Annotated in this window: 15 protein-coding genes; 7 read left to right on the plus strand and 8 right to left on the minus strand. The window is 68.4% G+C overall.

What is annotated here, in order from left to right:
* Window positions 1–6 precede the first annotated feature (6 nt).
* Genes AB0J91_RS12585 through AB0J91_RS12595 form a run of 3 tightly spaced genes read right to left on the minus strand, consistent with a single transcriptional unit; the run spans window position 7 to window position 2,683 of the window.
* Window positions 7–510, minus strand: a complete 504-nt coding sequence (locus AB0J91_RS12585) for a tripartite tricarboxylate transporter TctB family protein (RefSeq protein WP_363867380.1) — start codon at window positions 508–510, stop codon at window positions 7–9.
* Window positions 507–1,475, minus strand: coding sequence for a tripartite tricarboxylate transporter substrate binding protein (locus tag AB0J91_RS12590; protein WP_363867383.1), 969 nt, complete (start codon window positions 1,473–1,475; stop codon window positions 507–509). Before AB0J91_RS12590 ends, AB0J91_RS12585 begins: the two co-directional genes overlap by 4 nt.
* A gap of 35 nt (window positions 1,476–1,510) precedes the next feature.
* Window positions 1,511–2,683 (minus strand): CoA transferase, encoded by a 1,173-nt coding sequence (locus tag AB0J91_RS12595; protein ID WP_363867386.1) that lies wholly within the window; start codon window positions 2,681–2,683, stop codon window positions 1,511–1,513.
* Between the two features lie 190 nt (window positions 2,684–2,873).
* On the opposite strand from AB0J91_RS12595, the gene AB0J91_RS12600 reads away from it, so the two are divergent.
* Both AB0J91_RS12600 and AB0J91_RS12605 read left to right on the plus strand, forming a co-directional pair.
* A complete protein-coding gene (locus AB0J91_RS12600; protein ID WP_363867389.1) occupies window positions 2,874–3,614 on the plus strand; it encodes a GntR family transcriptional regulator in 741 nt (246 codons plus the stop codon).
* 8 nt (window positions 3,615–3,622) lie between these two features.
* Window positions 3,623–4,150: a gamma carbonic anhydrase family protein gene (locus AB0J91_RS12605; RefSeq protein ID WP_363788479.1), complete on the plus strand. Its 528-nt coding sequence runs from the start codon at window positions 3,623–3,625 to the stop codon at window positions 4,148–4,150.
* Window positions 4,151–4,387: 237 nt separating this feature from the next.
* Here the strand turns inward: AB0J91_RS12605 and AB0J91_RS12610 are convergent, their stop codons facing one another.
* Window positions 4,388–5,152, minus strand: coding sequence for a putative protein N(5)-glutamine methyltransferase (locus AB0J91_RS12610; RefSeq protein ID WP_363867391.1), 765 nt, complete (start codon window positions 5,150–5,152; stop codon window positions 4,388–4,390).
* 471 nt (window positions 5,153–5,623) lie between these two features.
* A complete protein-coding gene (locus AB0J91_RS12615) occupies window positions 5,624–5,884 on the minus strand; it encodes a Prokaryotic metallothionein (RefSeq protein ID WP_281454328.1) in 261 nt (86 codons plus the stop codon).
* 168 nt (window positions 5,885–6,052) lie between these two features.
* Between AB0J91_RS12615 and AB0J91_RS12620 the strand changes: the two genes are divergently transcribed.
* A complete protein-coding gene (locus AB0J91_RS12620; RefSeq protein WP_363867394.1) occupies window positions 6,053–9,028 on the plus strand; it encodes a glycoside hydrolase family 38 C-terminal domain-containing protein in 2,976 nt (991 codons plus the stop codon).
* A gap of 60 nt (window positions 9,029–9,088) precedes the next feature.
* Here AB0J91_RS12620 and AB0J91_RS12625 read toward each other — a convergent pair whose 3' ends face one another.
* Window positions 9,089–10,171 carry an N-acetylmuramoyl-L-alanine amidase gene (locus AB0J91_RS12625; protein WP_363867397.1) on the minus strand — a complete coding sequence of 361 codons (1,083 nt, stop codon included), beginning with the start codon at window positions 10,169–10,171 and terminating at the stop codon, window positions 9,089–9,091.
* A gap of 271 nt (window positions 10,172–10,442) precedes the next feature.
* Between AB0J91_RS12625 and AB0J91_RS12630 the strand changes: the two genes are divergently transcribed.
* A complete protein-coding gene (locus AB0J91_RS12630; protein WP_363867400.1) occupies window positions 10,443–10,754 on the plus strand; it encodes a DUF6221 family protein in 312 nt (103 codons plus the stop codon).
* A 1,085-nt stretch (window positions 10,755–11,839) separates the two neighbouring features.
* On the opposite strand, the gene AB0J91_RS12635 is transcribed toward AB0J91_RS12630, so the two are convergent.
* Window positions 11,840–13,393, minus strand: coding sequence for an FAD-binding protein (locus tag AB0J91_RS12635; protein WP_363867403.1), 1,554 nt, complete (start codon window positions 13,391–13,393; stop codon window positions 11,840–11,842).
* Between the two features lie 156 nt (window positions 13,394–13,549).
* On the opposite strand from AB0J91_RS12635, the gene AB0J91_RS12640 reads away from it, so the two are divergent.
* Complete coding sequence (locus AB0J91_RS12640) at window positions 13,550–13,960, plus strand: hypothetical protein (RefSeq protein WP_363867406.1); 411 nt, start codon at window positions 13,550–13,552, stop codon at window positions 13,958–13,960.
* Between the two features lie 96 nt (window positions 13,961–14,056).
* On the plus strand, window positions 14,057–14,512 hold the full coding sequence (locus tag AB0J91_RS12645; RefSeq protein ID WP_363867409.1) for a hypothetical protein: 456 nt from the start codon (window positions 14,057–14,059) through the stop codon (window positions 14,510–14,512).
* Between the two features lie 18 nt (window positions 14,513–14,530).
* Here AB0J91_RS12645 and AB0J91_RS12650 read toward each other — a convergent pair whose 3' ends face one another.
* Window positions 14,531–15,523 (minus strand): DUF2278 family protein, encoded by a 993-nt coding sequence (locus AB0J91_RS12650; RefSeq protein ID WP_363867412.1) that lies wholly within the window; start codon window positions 15,521–15,523, stop codon window positions 14,531–14,533.
* 234 nt (window positions 15,524–15,757) lie between these two features.
* Between AB0J91_RS12650 and AB0J91_RS12655 the strand changes: the two genes are divergently transcribed.
* Window positions 15,758–16,582 (plus strand): TIGR03620 family F420-dependent LLM class oxidoreductase, encoded by an 825-nt coding sequence (locus AB0J91_RS12655; RefSeq protein ID WP_363867415.1) that lies wholly within the window; start codon window positions 15,758–15,760, stop codon window positions 16,580–16,582.
* The last annotated feature ends 27 nt before the right edge of the window (window positions 16,583–16,609 follow it).

The raw sequence follows: 16,609 nt of genomic DNA on the forward strand, positions 1-16,609 counted from the left end.
CCCTTTCTAGAACCCGAAGATCCCGGTCGGCAGCGGCACCGCCAGCAGCACCGCGAAGATCACCCACACCCCACCCGCGGCGGCCACCGAGAACGCCACCGCCGGAAGCAGACGCCGGCCTTCCAACCAGGTGGAGATCACCAGCACCAGCCCGCCGAACGCGCACACCATGCCCACCACCGGCACCGCCAGCACGGTCACCGGCAGCAGCACGAACACCCGCCGCAGGATCCACGCCCGCTGCCCGGCCGTGCGCCCGAAATCATCGGTGCCCGACCCGGACTCACCGGACTCACAGGCCTCGTCGGCCGCGACCGGCTGGGACAACTGGCGGCGCAGCAACACCGCGGCCAGCACCGCCAGCAGCCCACCGGCGACCATCGGCACGAAACCCGGGCCGATCCGGCCCTCGTCGCCGAACACCCCGTAGACCGGGGCGGACAACGCGAAACCCGCGCCCAGCACCACCAGCCCGGCCGCCCACCACACCTGCCCACCCACGGTGCTCATCGGCTCACCACCTGCTCCAACTCGCCCTGCGCCCCGGCCAGATACGCCCCGAACTCGGCCCCGAAGGCAGGCCGCGCCTGCAGGAACTCCGAGGCCACGTACTCGCGGTAGGCGAGGGACTCGGCGAAGCGCCGCGCCGCCCCCACCCAGAACTCCCGCGCCTGCGGGTGGAGCTCACCCGGGGCGATCACCCCGCGAAACTGCGCGAAGACCACCCCCACCCCCTGCTCCACCGAAGTGGGGATGCCGGCGAGCTCGGGATAGGTGTAGCGCTGGTCGGCGAACACGCACAGCGCCTTGAGCTCCCCGGCGCGCAGCTGACCGATCACCTCGCTGGGGTTCAGCGACGCCAACTCCACCTGACCGCCCAGCACCGCCGCCATCGACTCCCCACCACCTTCATAGGGCACGGTGTCGAGATCGGCGCCGGTCTTCTCGCGGATCTGGGAGAACACCACCGCGTCCGGCCCCATCGCGCCGGAGATCGCCGCCAGGACCCGGCGGTGCCGGGCCTGCTCGACAGCATCGGCGCAACTGGTGATGGGGGAGTCGGGGCGGGCCACCAGCAGCGTGAAGTCCTCACCGACCTTCATGATCGGGGTGAACGAGCGGTGAGAGAACGCCACCTCCACCGACGCCGGCAGCGACAGCAGCGAGGTCTCGGTGGCCAGCAGGTACTGCGGAGAACCCGTCTTGCCCAGCAGGTAGGAGTAGCCGACCGCACCCTGCCCGCCCTCGCGGTTGTCCACGCTGATGTTCAAGCCCGGGGTGACCGACACCAGCCCGTCGGCCACCGCACGCCCGGCGATGTCGCTGCCACCCCCGGCGGCGAAGGGCACCACCATCGTCACCGGACCCACCGGCCGATCCGCGCCCGCCGCGTCCTCCGAGCCGGACCCGCCACCGCACCCGGCGCAGACACCCGCCACCGCGGCCACCGCCATGATCAGGGATAACGCACGCATCGCTCCTCCTTGAGCTCGCGCCGCGACAACAATCCTCAGGGCTCGGCGATGACTCCCGCCCGCGCCAAGCCGGCGATCTCGTCCTCGCCCACGCCCAGCTCGGCGAGGACCTCACCGGTGTGCTCACCCAGCACCGGGCCCGCCGAGCGCCGCAGCGTCGGCGTCTCGGACAGCCGCATGGGCGAGCCGATCTGGCGCACCGCACCCAGCTGCGGATGCGGCGCGTCCCAGAAGAACCCCCGCCCGGTGAGGTGCTCATCGGTGAACACCTGCGCGGTCTCGGCGATCGGGGCGCACGGAACCCCGGCGCCCACCAGCGCCTCCACGATCCCGGCGGTGGTCCACCGCGTCGTCTCCCGCTCGATCGCGGCGATCAGCTCGTCGCGGTGGTGGTAGCGGTCGTAGGAGGAGCCGTAGCGCTCATCGTCGAGCAGCTCGGCCAGCCCCAGCGCACGGCAGAACGCAGGCCAGGTCTTCGGGGTCGTGGCCCCGACCGTCACCCACCCGTCCTTGCTGCGCACCGCCTGGTACGGGGCGCTGTTCTGATGCGCCGAACCGTGCTTGCGGCCGCTGTCGCCGGTGGCGAAGAACGTCCCGGCCTCCCACACCGCCAGCGACGCACCGGCTTCGAACAACGACACGTCGGCGACCTGACCGCGCCCGGTGTGCTCGCGGGCGCGCAAACCCGCCATCGCGCTCATCGCCGCGTACAGCCCGCACACCAGGTCGCACACCGGCACCCCGACCTTGACGGGGGCACCGCCTTCCTCGCCGGTGATGCTCATCAGCCCGGCGCGGGCCTGGGCCATGATGTCCAGGCCCGGCTGGGACGCCAACGGCCCGTCCTGGCCCCACCCGGACACCGCGACGTAGACCAGCCGCGGGAAGCGCTCCCGCACCACCTCGGGCCCGAACCCCAGCGCCTCCAGCGCGCCGGGACGCAGGTTCTCGATGAGCACATCAGCGTCGGTCAGGAGCCTGTCGAGCACGTTCTTGCCGGCGTCGGTCTTCAAATCCACCGCCAGCGAACGCTTGTTGCGGTTGAGCCGGACGAAGGGGGAGGAGTGCTCCTGCAGGAACGGCCCGGTCTGACGCACCGGATCACCGCCCGCCGGGTTCTCCACCTTCACCACGTCGGCACCGAGATCGGCCAGCTGCATCGCCGCGTAGGGCGCTGCCATGAACGCACCGATCTCCACAACGCGCACACCAGCCAGCGGAGCTGACTCTGATCGGGTACTCAATCCACGCCTCCCACCACGCCGGGCGACACGGCGACTACCGTGATCGGCATCACCTGACTTTTGTCTACAGCAGGCAGATCGTGGCTGACAAGCTCGGCGGACCAGGTTGCTCCACCCGAGGCAATAGGATCACGCCGAGCACCGAAGGAGACTCGTGACCGGATCCGCGGACAACACCACCAGCGCCCCGCACATCGTCGGGCCACCCAGCCTCGTCGAACTCGCCGCAGCCACCCTGCGCCGCATGATCGTCGGCGGCGACCTGCTGTGCGGGCAGCGCATCGTGGAGAACCGGCTCACCGGTCAGCTCGGCATCTCCCGGCCGCCCCTGCGCGAAGCCCTGCGCGTCCTGGAACGCGAAGGCCTCGTCCGCCAAGTGCCCCGCAAGGGCGTGATCGTCACCCCGCTGACGCTGCACGACATCTACGAGATCTGCACCCTGCGCGCCGAATTCGAACGCCTGGCCATCCGCCTGGGCGTGCCGGTCACCGACCCCGCCCGCCGCGCCCGCTGCCAGCAGGCCCTGCAGGCCATGACCGACGCCGCACACGCCGGCGACCGGCCCGCCTACCTGGAGCGCTCCTTCGAGTTCCACGTCTCCGTGGTCGGCCTGTCCGGACACGCCCGCCTCGAAGAGGCCTACCGCTCCCTGCAACTCCAGCTGATGCTGTCCATGGCGCTCAACCGCCGCGCCCGCGAGGAGCACGAAACCCTCGACGGCGACGTCGCCCGCCACACCCACCTGCTGGAGATCATCGACGCCGGCGACCCCCAGGCCGTCCTCGACGAACTGGCCACCCACGGCGACCGCAGCTTCCTCGACGGCATCGAGGACACAGTGGACGGACACACCGACGTCGCGCTGGCCTGGCTGGCCCAGCAGCGCACCAGCTGAAAGGAATCATGTTGAACGACCCGCTGACCGTGACCGTCGACGACATCACCCCCGAGATCGACCCCGGCGCCTTCATCGCCCCCGGCACCAGCCTCATCGGCCGCGTCACCATCGGCCCCCGCGCCAGCATCTGGTACGGCTCGGTGCTGCGCGGCGACCAGGAGACCATCACCATCGGCGAGGCCACCAACATCCAGGACGGCAGCGTCATCCACGCCGACCCGGGATTCCCCGCCGACATCCACCCCGAGGTCACCGTCGGCCACCGCGCCGTCCTGCACGGCTGCACCGTGGAAACCGGCAGCCTCATCGGCATGGGCTCGGTCGTGCTCAACGGCGCCCGCATCGGCGCCGGCTCCCTGGTCGCCGCCGGAGCCGTCGTGCTCGAAGGCACCGACATCCCGCCCGGCTCCCTGGTCGCAGGAACCCCCGGCAAGGTCCGCCGCGAGCTCACCGACGACGAACAAGCCGCCCTGAAGCTCTCCGTCGAGCAGTACCTCAACCTCGCGGCCAAGCACCGCAAAGCCCTGAGCTGAACGACGAGAACCCCCAGCTCGCGATCACCCCGCGGCCGCTGCTCTGGAACCCGGGGCAGCGGCCGCGGTGCTCCCCGGAACCATCACGCCCCACGCCGCAGGTAGTCGGCCAGAACCGGGTGCTCGTCTCCGGGTGCGCACACCGCGCACCCGCCGCGCGCATCGGCCCGCGTGAGCCCTCGTCCCCCGGCAACCGAGGCCCCGACACGAACCGGGGACCTGGCAGACCACATACCGCTAACCCCAGCGGCCGGACACGACCGTGGCGTCGAGCTCGTCGCAGCGCGACACCCGCGCCGCCAAGCCGGCCGCGCCCATGAGACCCGCCGTGCGCTCGGCCTGCTCCCGGGAGGTCTCCACCAGCAGCACACCGCCGGGCGCCAGCCAATCCGGTGCCTGGGCGATCACCCGCGCCTGCACCGACAGGCCGTCGGCCCCACCATCCAGCGCGGTGCGGGGTTCGTGGTCACGAGCCTCCGGAGGCATCAACGCCACCGCATCGCTGGGGACGTAGGGCGCGTTGGCCGTGATCACCCGCACCCGCCCCGCCAACTCGCGGGGGAGAGGGGCGAACAGATCGCCCGTCACCACGCGCCCGCCAGGCAGGTTCAGCTCCGCGCAGACCGTCGCCCGCTCGTCGACATCGCACGCCCACACCACCGCGTCCGGGCGCTCGGCGCGCACCGCCGCGGCCACCGCACCCGAACCGCAGCACACGTCCACCACCACAGCCCCCGCGCCGAGACCCTCCACGGCGAGCTCGACGAGGTGCTCGGTGCGACGCCGGGGCACGAACACCCCTGGCGCCACCGCGATCCGCACACCGCGGAACCACGCCCACCCCAGCACCTGCTCCAACGGGAACCCCGACACCCGAGCGGCGAGCATCCGCTCCAACCGCACCGGATCCTCGCCGGCCTCGCCCAGCAGCAGCGCCGCCTCGTCCTCGGCGAACACGCACCCCGCCGCCCGCAGACGACCGGTCACCTCATCCCGCGACACACCACGCCCCCTGACCACTCCCGCCCATCCTCGCACCGCCCCGGCGAAACGACGTCTGCCGTGCCCCCGGGGAAACGGGAACACGGCAGACGTGAAGTCATTTTCGGTTGTGCGCTACCAGGTCCTCATCCGCGCGGAAACCGCACGTAGGCCTGCGAGCGGGGGTTGCGCATCGTCGCGCGGGCGCGTTCGAGCTCCCGCGAAAACCCGCCCAGCCAGCGAACCATATTTGCCATAGGGCGTCCTCCATGTTCAGAGAAGGGATTTGTGTGTGGAGTTGACGGTGTTCCCGCTCGTTGTCAACACCCGGATGCGCGGGCACCCACTGATCCGGCCGAGTTCGTCCCCCGTCACCCGGAATGTCGTCGCAGGTCGTCCGCGTGTTTCCACCGTGACATAACAGAATGGTCACAACAATGAGCGGGCAGTCACACCCGAACAGGCGACCCCGCACAACACACCCCGTAGCGATCAGCCCGGATGCGCACCCACCGCATCCCGCAACTCACCGGCCACCGCCACGTCCGACTGCCGCGCACAATGCGCACAGCAGAAGAACCGCCCACTGGCCTCCACACCATGACCCAAGATCCGGCACCCGCAGTGCTCGCACTGCGGCGCCAAACGCTGCGCCGCGCACTCGAAAGAATCGAACGTGTGCACCCCACCGCCCACGGTGCGCACCTCAAAACTCATCCAGTACTCGTTCCCGCACACCTCGCAGGTCCCCATGAGACCGCCCTCCACAACACGATGACAAGCCAACATCGCGAGCATGCGGCCTCCCCCCAACACCGGCAACCGCACCCAACACCGAAGAAAGTTTCACCTCTGACCCCACGCCACCCTGTGCCAGCATGATCACCACCACACCCACGCGCCCAGCCAGGGAGCCGCCCCATGCACGACGACCGCCACATCGTCGAACAACGCCTCGACCGCGTCCTGCACCAACGCATCAAACCCGCCCAACACACCCACACCCAGCCCATGGACATCGCCGTCTGGCACACCCCAGGCGAACCCGTCGACGTCACCCAAGCCCTCAACGCCACCTACCAACCCACCCACATCGGCCAACCCTGGGGACCCGCCTGGGGCACCGCCTGGTTCCGCCTCACCGCCACCATCCCCGAAACCTGGGCCGGCCACACCGTCGAAGCACTCATCAACCTCGGCTCCACCGACGAACGCCCCGGCTTCCAATGCGAAGGCCTCTGCTACACCCCCGACGGCACACCCCTCAAAGCCATCAACCCCCTCAACACCCACCTCCCACTCCCATCCACCCCCGGCACCCACACCATCTACGTCGAAGCCGCCGCCAACCCCGACATCCTCGGACCCCGCGGCTTCCAACCCACCCACCTCGGCGACAAACCCACCCCCGACAGCCCACCCCTCTACCAACTCCACCAAGCAGACATCGCCATCCGCCACACCGAAACCGCCGCCCTCTACCACGACGCCGAAGTACTCGACCAGCTCATGCGCCAGCTACCCGAGAACTCACCCCGCCGCCACCACATCCTCCGCGCCCTCGAACGCATGCTCGACACCCTCGACCTCCACGACATCCCCACCACAGCCACCGCCGCCCGCCACCAACTCACCGACGCCCTCACCGCACCCGCACACCCCAGCGCCCACCAGATCTCCGCCATCGGCCACGCCCACATCGACTCCGCCTGGCTGTGGCCCATCCGCGAAACCATCCGCAAAGTCGCCCGCACCATCGCCAACGTCACCACACTGCTCGACCACCACGACTTCCACTTCGCCATGTCCCAGGCCCAACAACTCGCCTGGATCAAAACCCACCACCCCAAGCTCTACGACCGCGTCCGCCACCACATCGACCAAGGCGGATTCGTCCCCGTCGGCGGCATGTGGGTCGAATCCGACACCAACATGCCCGGCGGCGAAGCCCTCGCACGCCAACTCATCCACGGCAAACGCTTCTTCCTCGACGAATTCGGCATCGAAACCCGCGAAGTCTGGCTACCCGACTCCTTCGGCTACAGCGCCGCACTCCCACAACTCATCCACCAAGCAGGCAACACCTGGTTCCTCACCCAAAAACTCTCCTGGAACCAAACCAACCGCTTCCCCCACCACACCTTCCACTGGGAAGGCATCGACGGAACCCGCATCTTCACCCACTTCCCACCCGCCGACACCTACAACGCCGAAATCACCGGCGCCGAACTCGCCCGCGCCCAGAACAACTTCTCCGAACACGGCTACGCCAACCATTCACTCCTGCCCTTCGGCCACGGCGACGGCGGGGGAGGACCCACCCGCGACATGCTCGAACGCGCCCACCGCACCCACAACCTCGAAGGCTCACCCCAAGTCCACCTCCACACCCCAACCGAGTTCTTCACCGCCGCCCAGAACGACCACACCCAACCCGCCGTCTACACCGGAGAGCTCTACCTCGAACTCCACCGCGGCACCTACACCTCCCAAGCCCGCACCAAACAAGGCAACCGACGCAGCGAACACCTCCTGCGCGAAGCCGAACTCTGGTGCACCACAGCCACCCTCAACACCGGCGCCGACTACCCCTACGACCAACTGGACACCCTCTGGAAACAAGTCCTCCTCCACCAATTCCACGACATCCTCCCCGGATCCTCCATCGCCTGGGTCCACCGCGAAGCCGAGAACACCTACACCGACATCGCCGACCAGCTCAACACCCTCATCAACCAAGCCCAACAAACCCTCACCGGCCCCGGCGACACCCCCATCACCTTCAACGCCGCACCCCACACCCACGACGACATCCCCGCCCTCGGCGCCACCACCGCACCCACCCCCACACCCACCACCCCACAACGCCAACCCGACGGCACCATCACCCTCGACAACGGCCTCATCCGCGCCACCATCGACCACCACGGCCTCATCACCACCGTCCACGACCACACCGCCGACCGCGAAGCACTCGCCGCCCCCGCCAACCTCCTGCAAATCCACCCCGACCACCCCAACCACTGGGACGCCTGGGACATCGACGGCTTCTACCGCCACAACACCCACGACCTCACCGCACTCGACTCCCTCGACATCGACGGCCACACCGTCGTCCTCCACCGCAGCCACGGAAACTCCACCATCACCCAAACCCTCACCATCCCGGCAGGGGAGAAGCGCATCGACATCACCACCGACGTCGACTGGCACGAATCCGAAAAACTCCTCAAAGCCACCTTCCCCCTCGACGTCCACGCCGACCGCTCAGCATCCGAAACCCAATTCGGCCACGTCATGCGCCCCACCCACACCAACACCTCCTGGGACGCCGCCCGCTTCGAAATCTGCGCCCACCGCTACATCCACGTCGCCGAACCCGGCTACGGACACACCCTCGTCAACGACTCCACCTACGGACACGACGTCACCCGACACACCCGAGACGACGGCGCCACCACCACAACCGTCCGCCTCTCCCTGCTGCGCGCACCCCGATTCCCCGACCCCGACACCGACCACGGCCACCACACCCTCCGATACGCCCTGTGCATCGGCACCGACATCACCGAATCCGCCCGCCAGGGCTACCGCATCAACCTCCCCACCCGAACCCACCTCGGCACCCACCCCGTCACACCCCTGATCACCCTCGACAACGCAGGCGTCATCGTCGAAGCCATCAAACTCGCCGACGACCGCAGCGGCGACGTCATCGTCCGCCTCTACGAAGCCCGCGGCGCCCAAGCCCGCACCCACCTGACCACCAGCTTCCCCGCAACCACCATCACCCGAACCGACCTGCTCGAACGACCCACCCACGCACCCCAACCACCCGACACACCCCTCAAACTCCGCCCCTTCGAAATCCGCACCCTCCGCATCACCCCAGAATGAAAGAACCCGGGGTGGACCACGCACGTGATCCACCCCGGGCCACCAGGGGACAACAAGACCTCACGCCACCAGCCGCTGCCAGCTCACCCGATCCACCACACCCGAAGCCGCCAGACCACTGGCCACCTGGAAATCACGCACCACCGACACCATCCGATCCCCGAAAGCACCATCAGCAGGCACGTAATGCCCACGCGAGGTCAACAACACCTGCGCCGCGCGCACCGCCTCACCACCAGCACCCGCACCCAGCACCGGCGTCACGCCCTCCCACGCCAGACCACCGAACAACCCCGGCTCGGCCACCCGCGAAGCGAAGCACGACGGACCGCTCGCACCACGCTCCACCGCCACCCGCGACGCCGCCTGCTGCGTGGCCTCACCGAACACACCGTCCACCGGCACCGACATGCCCCGCGCACCCAGCAACATCTGCAACGCGGTGACGTTCGGACCCTGCGCACCCGCACGCAGCAACGGCCAGCTCACCGGCTGCACCACCGCCAAGCCCAGCGCCGCACCCACCGACTTCCGCAACTCCGGCAACCGCGCGTAGAGCTCATCACCCGGGCACGCCGTGGACATGTAGTCCCGATGCCCGTAGATCGCGCCGGCCTCGATCCCGTACTGCGACACCATGTACGAGCACAACGACACCAGCGAGTCCCACAACGACCCCGGAACCGACGCCTCGGTGTAGGTGCCCTCGTTCTCGATGCCCAGCGCCACCGAGTTCTGCTCACCGGCGTGGGCACCCTTGACGTGCTGCGTACCGCCCTCCAGCGCGGCGAGGCTCTTGTGCCGGCCCTCCATCAGGTGCCCGCCGCGCGAGTTGGTGAAGTTCTGGCCGGTGTCCGACCAGCCGTTGCTGTCCATGTGGAAGTCCTGGATTTGCCTCGATAACTCGAAGGCGTGCGACTGCGAGGTGTCGTCGCTGTTGGGCGTCGCCGTGTGGTGCACGATGATCTTGTTCGGCTTGGAGTCCAGCACCTCGATCGAGCCGGAGGCGTCCCGCGCGTTCCAGTCCGACGTCGAGGAGATCGACGGAGCCGCCGAGCTCCGCACCGCCGCGCCGGCGGGCAACCCGGCGAAACCCACCGCGGACACCGCGAGCCCGCCGGCCAGCACCGCACGTCGAGCCACTCGTACCTGTCGTAGTGCCATCTCTCTTCACTCCCGCAATCCGGTCAGCGATCACGAAACAGGGCGCGTGCCCTAGGGGTGGGCCACGCTACGCAGCCGATCACACTCACGGGAATTCCTGGCGACAAGCCGCCACGAGTTCGCAAAGAAGTAACCGATCAACAATCGCGCCGCAACAACGTCATCACTCGGTTCCCCGCACGTCCCCGCTATGGACCGAGATCACCACCAGGCCCGACCCGGCCCGGGGCACCAGGGGAGAGCTCACACGATGGACCGCTTCGTCCGATTCCTGCGCCGCCAGATCGACATCGACCTCGAACTGCACAGCCAGGCCAGAAGCGATGAAGAGGCCGGCAACGCCACCCACCGCTGCCTCATCGGCCCGCTGCGCGGCTTCCGCGAATGCGAGCTCAAATCCCGCCTGCTCGCGCAGCACGACCGCTGCGGCACCGGAGGAGGCCCCTGCGACACCCTCGGCACCAGCTACCCGCCGGAGGACGAACGCGGATGCCTCACCCTGGCCCTGCTGGGACTGCCCTACGCGGACCGGCCGGGGTACGCGGCACGATGGCGCCCCTGAGTCATCTTCCGACGAACGAATCGCTCACGCGTTCGACTCGGCCGTTCGACGCCGGGGCAGGGGATGGAAGGGTGGTGGGCGAGGGGAGCGCCACGGCGGGGCGCCTGGGAGAGCGGGTTCGCAGCGCTGGGCAAGGCTAGGGGACGCTGCGGACCAGGCTGGTTCGCCGTAGGTCGAGTGGAAGCCATTCGACTGCAACGACATTCATAAGTTGATCACGATAATTCGTGGATAATCTACGTTATCCATCAATCGGAGTGATGGCCACGGGAAGACGGCGAGGCCTTCCTCGGGGGATCGAAGCCCGATGGGCACCACCGGCCGACCGTCAATGTCGCACATCGCCGGACTTCGAGGCCGCACGTGCCCTGTGCGGATCGAGTCGAACCAGCTCGAAGCCTCGCCGAGGAGGCTCTGACTTGCCGGCTCGTCCCTGCTGATCGACAACGAGCAAATGCACTGCACGGCCCACTGTCTCAGGGTCCAGCCAGACCAACCCCATTGCGTCACAGTGACGTAAATAGTGGTCGATAAGGGGTCCAGCCCGGGCGAACAAGGGGGACTTGCCATTGACCCTCGTCAGGTCACCGAGCGGCACCGCCAGGCGCTGCCGGCCCGCCGGGCAATCTGCGCCCACAGAGTCCGCACGCCAAGCCTCGGAGCTCTGCGCGCAACACCCACCGAACCTCCCAAAGCGCTCGCACCGACCGCCCGCTGGGCCGCCACGCCGCCTCGGGCGTCAGGCTCGTCGCCATGCGCCTATGCACCGGGCCTGACGCAGCCTGAAAAGCACCGTCCAGCAGCCCCTCTCGGCTTCATCTCGCACCATGCGGTAAAGCCGATAATGCACATTATGTTAAGTGAAGTGTTTCGGGCCCCTCTTCACCGGGCAAGCGGCCCCGTCCCAGTGCTGCTTCGACTCCAACTCGCCCAGGCTTCAGCGCTTGCTGAGGCAGTCCGTGCAATCGGCGCCGCTGCGGATGATGCAGTTGGTCTCGCTGCAAGTTCCTTCCTTGAGCGTCTTGCCGCACGCGGTCTTGATCTGGCTGTCCCACTCAAGGTGATCAATGTTGTCGCCGAAGTGGTCATTCCTCTCCCCTGCGCTCGGCCATGTCGAGGGCGGCGAGGTGGCTGAAGACCATGCAGGCTCCGATGGGGTTTCCGCCGCCTGGGTACGTGGTTCCGGACACCGCGGCCATTGAGTTCCCCGCTGCGTACAGCCCCGGGATGATCCGGCCTTCGGTGTCGAGGACGCGGGCTCGTGCGTCGGTGCGCAGGCCGCCCTTGGTGCCGAGGTCGGAGACTCCGAAGGCGGCGGCGTGGAAGGGGCCTTTGTTGATGGGGACCAGGGGTGATGCTCCGTCGGTGAAGGCGCGGTCGAAGGGTTCGTCGCCGCGTGCGAAGTCCTCGTCGGTTCCGGTTTCGGCGAAGGTGTTGAACCGGGCGACGGTGCGGTGCAGGTTGTCGGCGGGGTCGCCGATCTTGGTGGCGAGTTCGTCGAGGGTGTTGGCGGTGTGCCACAGGCCGGCGTCGACGTAGTCCTGGGTGTTGCCCACGGGCACGCTGGTGGACTGGACTGGTGGCCTCTCCCCTGCCCTGTCGTCGTAGATCAGCCAGTACGGCAGGCTCATGCTGCCGTCGGCGAGGCGGGCGAGGATGCGTCGGCCGATGCGGTCGTAGGCGGCGGATTCGTTGACGAAGCGTTCGCCGTGGTCGTCGACGAAGATGCCCGCGGTGAACCAGAGGGAGAACGTCGAGGAGCCGTCGGGGTGGGTGATGCCGGGTGACCACCAGGCTTCGGACATGAGGTCGGTGTCGGCTCCGGCGGCGATGCCGGCGAGCGTGGCCAGGCCTTGGTTGCTCGGTGGGCCCATGGCGTCGCGTGCGTTTCCGGGGACGGCGTGGTCGGCGCGCATCTGCTCGTTGTGCTCGAATCCGCCTGCGGCGATGAGGACGCCTCGGCGGGCGTGGATGTGGCGGCGTTGGCCGTCTTGGGTGACCACTGCCCCGGTGATGGTGCCGTCGGTGCGGACGAGTTCGTCGCAGACGGCGTTGCGGCGCAGGTCGGCGTGGGGCTGTTTGGACAGGGCGATGAGCAGGCGTGCGAGCAGGGCTTGGCCGCCGAAGAGTCCGTCCGGGAGGGGTTCATCGGCGCGTTCGGTGCCCAGTGGTGGGCGGAGGGTGTCGCGGAGGGCTCCGAGTTTTTCGGCTTTGACGGGTTTGGCCATGATGTGGCGGCCGGTGGCGCTGGCTCGGGGTGCGGAGCCGAAGTAGTCGGGCCATGGGAAGGGCATGAACTTGAAGTCGGTGTCGGCTTCGAGGTAGTCGATGAGTGGGGCGCCGGTGTTGATGAAGGCGTCTTGGAGTTCGGTGGGTGTGCGGTCGCCGACGACGGCGTGGAAGTAGGTGCGGGCGTCGTCGGGGGTGTCGTGGTGGCCTGCGCGTTGAAGTGCGGCGTTGCAGGGGAACCACATGCCTCCGCCGGAGTAGGCGGTGGTGCCTCCGAAGTGGGTGGATGCTTCGGTCACGATGACCGAGAGTCCTTCTCGGGCGGCGGTGTAGGCGCCGGTGAGGGCGCCGCCGCCGGATCCGATGACGAGCACGTCGCATTCGTCGTTCGGGTCATGCTTGATCGCCATGCGATCCAGTAGAACATGTTTCAGTTTCTGTGGCGAGGGTTCGAGCGGTGGGTGGCAGCGCGGCCGCCCGGCTGGTCAGGGGCTGTCGTGGTTTGTCAGGGGTGGGTCCGGTGTTTCCCGGAGTCGCGCTGGTCGTGGGGTTTCTAGCGTGGCGGTATGAGGACTCGGATCGCTCGTGTGTCGTGGCCGTTGATCGTGCTGCTCGGGGCTTTCGCCCTGGTGCGGCCGGTCTTGAACGTCACGGGTGGCATGGATGCGCTCGGCAGGCCGGTGGGCCCGGTGCTGGTGACGGTGGTGATCTCGGCGGTGTGGCTCGGGGTGGTGGTGTGGCGGCGCAGCGAGCGGCCGGTGTTGACGTTGACCTGCGCGGGACTGGTGTACGGGGTGCTGGCGGTGGTGCTCAGCGCGGTGCTCTCGCCGATTGTGGACGGCGAGCTCGCGGGCCCGTTGGCCACTCCCGGTGGGATCGGGGTGGTGATGGTGCTGCTGGTCAACGCGGTGTGGGGCGCGACCGTCGGTCTGGTGGCCTTGGTGGCGCAGTCCCGGCGGCAGGCGGTGGACCGGTAGTTGGGGCGGTTCGGGTCGTGGGTTGAGGTGAGTGGAACGGGGTTGGGGTGTGGTGCGTCGGATCGGTGAGTGCACCGGTTCGTAGGAGGAGTGGGCGTGGTGGACGACGCGTGGCCCGAGATGGTGGATGGTTGGGAGTTGGCCCGTTCGCAGGGGCGGGAGACCTATCGCAAGCGGTTGGCCAACAACGTGACGGTGTTGGTGATCTGGGAGACCGTTGCGGGTGTGGGTCGGGTGAAGGCGCGGGTGGGTTCGGCCGGGTTGGGTCGGGAGTTGACCTGCAGCCGGGCGGATTTCCGGGATCGCGAGGCGTTGTGGTCGGCGGCGTGGTGCGTGGTGGAGATGGCCGCGAACCTGCCGTTGTTCGAGGGTGCCGTGGAGAGTTCGGCGGATTCGTTGGTGCGGGAGCGGGTCGCCGGGTGCGTGGAGGTCGATGCGGGTGCGTTGACGTTCACGCTGGTCAGTGGTCAGAAGGTGACGGTGCTGCTCGCGGATGAGCAGGTGGCGGATTTGTCGCGGGCGTTGCAGGTGGCCGGTCGGGTGGGTGCTTGACCGGCCACCTGCTGGTGCTCAGAACTGGACTGTGCGGCCTTCGGTGGAGGCGTGTTCGGCGGTGTAGGTGACGCCGTGGACCTTGAGGCCGTGGGGGTTCAGGACGGTGATCTGGCCGCCGTCGTTGCCGAGTTGGAAGTCGTCGGTGGCCGGGATCTGCAGGGTTTGTCCGGCGGCGATGTCGGACACCGGCAGGGGCATGGTGTTCTTCTGGGCGTCGGTGAGCGTCCAGCCGACCAGGGAGATGGTGTGGTCGGAGGTGTTGAGCAGGGTGATGGTTTCGTTCTCCCTGCCGCCTCCGACGGGGTTGACCATGGCGGCCACGACGCGGATCGGGGCGGTTTCGATGTCTTCGGGGGCGGGCAGGGCGTGGCCGGTTTCGTCGTCGGTGTGCCAGGACTGGGTCTGGAAGGCGAGGAAGACCGCGGCCCAGCGGTTTTCGCCTGCGAAGTGCAGGAGGATTCCGCCGTCCTGCCAGACGCCGTCGTCTTCTCGGTACTGCTGGCTGTTGCCCTGGTTCATGTGGATGTTGTGGACGCCGTTGCCGGGTTGGAAGCCGAAGACCTTGTCGGGGGTGTCTTCGGGTCCCCAGGGTTCGCCGTGGAGGTAGGCGGTGGCGGTGGGGTCTTGCTGGGCGCGGCGGACGTAGTGGTCGAGGAAGTCGGCGAGGTCGTTGTTGGGGCCTTCGGCGTCGGGTGGGACGGGCCGCATCTGCTCGCGGGTGACGACGTTGGCGCGCAGGTAGTCCAGTGCGGCGCCGCCGGGTTGGGAGGCGAGCTTGTTCCAGCCTGAGCCTGCGGGTGGGAGTGCGGCGGTCAGCGGGTGCTGGAAGTTGTCGGCGGCGAAGTAGAGCAGGTCTGAGGGCTGTTGGCTGGATTCGACGTTGACCGCGGCGCGGTAGTGGCGGTCGTCGTTGTCGACGAGGTGGATTTGGTAGTGCGGGGTGTCGCCGGTTTCGCGGCGGATGTCGATGACGCGTGCGCTGAGCACGCCGTAGGAGTTCAACGGCATGGTGGTTCTCCCCCATCGTGCTGGTCGGCGAGGTGCGGTGATCACCTTGGTCGTGCCGTTGGAAGCAGGGCAATAGTCCTTCCGGCTGATTGACGGTGGTTCGCGTGGGGTTCACCGGTCGTTCAGGGGGTTGAGGCCGGCTGGTGGGTTTCGCCGTGGTGTCGGCCGCGGGCGTTGACTTCGAGTTTTGTCGAGGTTTTAGCGTGGCTTCGATGACGGCGGAGGGAGTTTCAGGTGCGTGGTGAGCGGGGTTTGGGCCGGTTCGGTTTGGCGTTGGACGTCGATGGGGGTGGTGATTACCTGCGGCAGGCGGTGGAAGCCGAGGAGCTGGGCTACAGCGCTGTGTGGGTGCTGGGTGGGCAGTTGGACACCCTCGATCCGCTCGCGGGGTTGGTGCGCGCGACGCGGGAGGTCGCGGTGGCGCCGGGGATCATCCCTCTGGACCGGTTCGGCGCCGAGGAGGTGGCCGAGTTGTTCGGGCGGGTGGAGGCTGAGGCGCCGGGGAGGCTCTTCGCCGGATTCGGCGGGTTGCAGGCTCGTCCGGTGTCGGCGACTCGTGAGGTCCTGGAGGGGCTGGACGGTCGGATTCCCGTGTCGCGGCGGCTGCTGGCGGCGTTGGGTCCGCGCAAGCTGGATCTGGCCCGTGACGGTGCGGCGGGTGCGATCACGATGTTGGTCACGCCGGAGTACACCGCTCGGGCGCGTGCGCGCTTGGGGCCGGAGGCTGTGCTGGTGGTCTGCCAGTTGGTGGCACTGGATGAGGACCGGTCCCGAGCGCGGGAGGCGTTGCGGGGGCCGCTGGGTTTCCTGGTCGGTTCGGAGGTGACCGGTTATGCGGCGAACATGCGCCGCATGGGATTCGGTGAGGATGACCTCGATGGGTTCAGCGATCGTCTTGTCGATGCCGTGTCCAGCGGCGGTGACGCCGAGGTCGTTCTCGCTGGTGTGCGGGCCCATCTTGAGGCGGGGGCTGATCACGTGGTGCTGTGCGCGCAGTCCGGTGGGGGCCGGCCGGGGCCGATCGAGCTCGGGCGTGCGCTGGCCGGTGACCTGACCTAGCCGGGCCGGTCACGTTCGTCTCGCCTC

The sequence above is a fragment of the Saccharopolyspora sp. NPDC049357 genome (assembly GCF_040677225.1).
GTDB lineage: Bacteria > Actinomycetota > Actinomycetes > Mycobacteriales > Pseudonocardiaceae > Saccharopolyspora.

Bases quoted from the DNA above. Each gene is read 5' to 3' on its own strand.
- AB0J91_RS12585 (WP_363867380.1), bottom strand. From the start codon at position 510: ATGAGCACCGTGGGTGGGCAGGTGTGGTGGGCGGCCGGGCTGGTGGTG.
- AB0J91_RS12590 (WP_363867383.1), bottom strand. From the start codon at position 1,475: ATGCGTGCGTTATCCCTGATCATGGCGGTGGCCGCGGTGGCGGGTGTC.
- AB0J91_RS12605 (WP_363788479.1), top strand. From the start codon at position 3,623: ATGTTGAACGACCCGCTGACCGTGACCGTCGACGACATCACCCCCGAG.
- AB0J91_RS12615 (WP_281454328.1), bottom strand. From the start codon at position 5,884: ATGGGGACCTGCGAGGTGTGCGGGAACGAGTACTGGATGAGTTTTGAG.
- AB0J91_RS12620 (WP_363867394.1), top strand. From the start codon at position 6,053: ATGCACGACGACCGCCACATCGTCGAACAACGCCTCGACCGCGTCCTG.
- AB0J91_RS12630 (WP_363867400.1), top strand. From the start codon at position 10,443: ATGGACCGCTTCGTCCGATTCCTGCGCCGCCAGATCGACATCGACCTC.
- AB0J91_RS12635 (WP_363867403.1), bottom strand. From the start codon at position 13,393: ATGGCGATCAAGCATGACCCGAACGACGAATGCGACGTGCTCGTCATC.
- AB0J91_RS12640 (WP_363867406.1), top strand. From the start codon at position 13,550: ATGAGGACTCGGATCGCTCGTGTGTCGTGGCCGTTGATCGTGCTGCTC.
- AB0J91_RS12650 (WP_363867412.1), bottom strand. From the start codon at position 15,523: ATGCCGTTGAACTCCTACGGCGTGCTCAGCGCACGCGTCATCGACATC.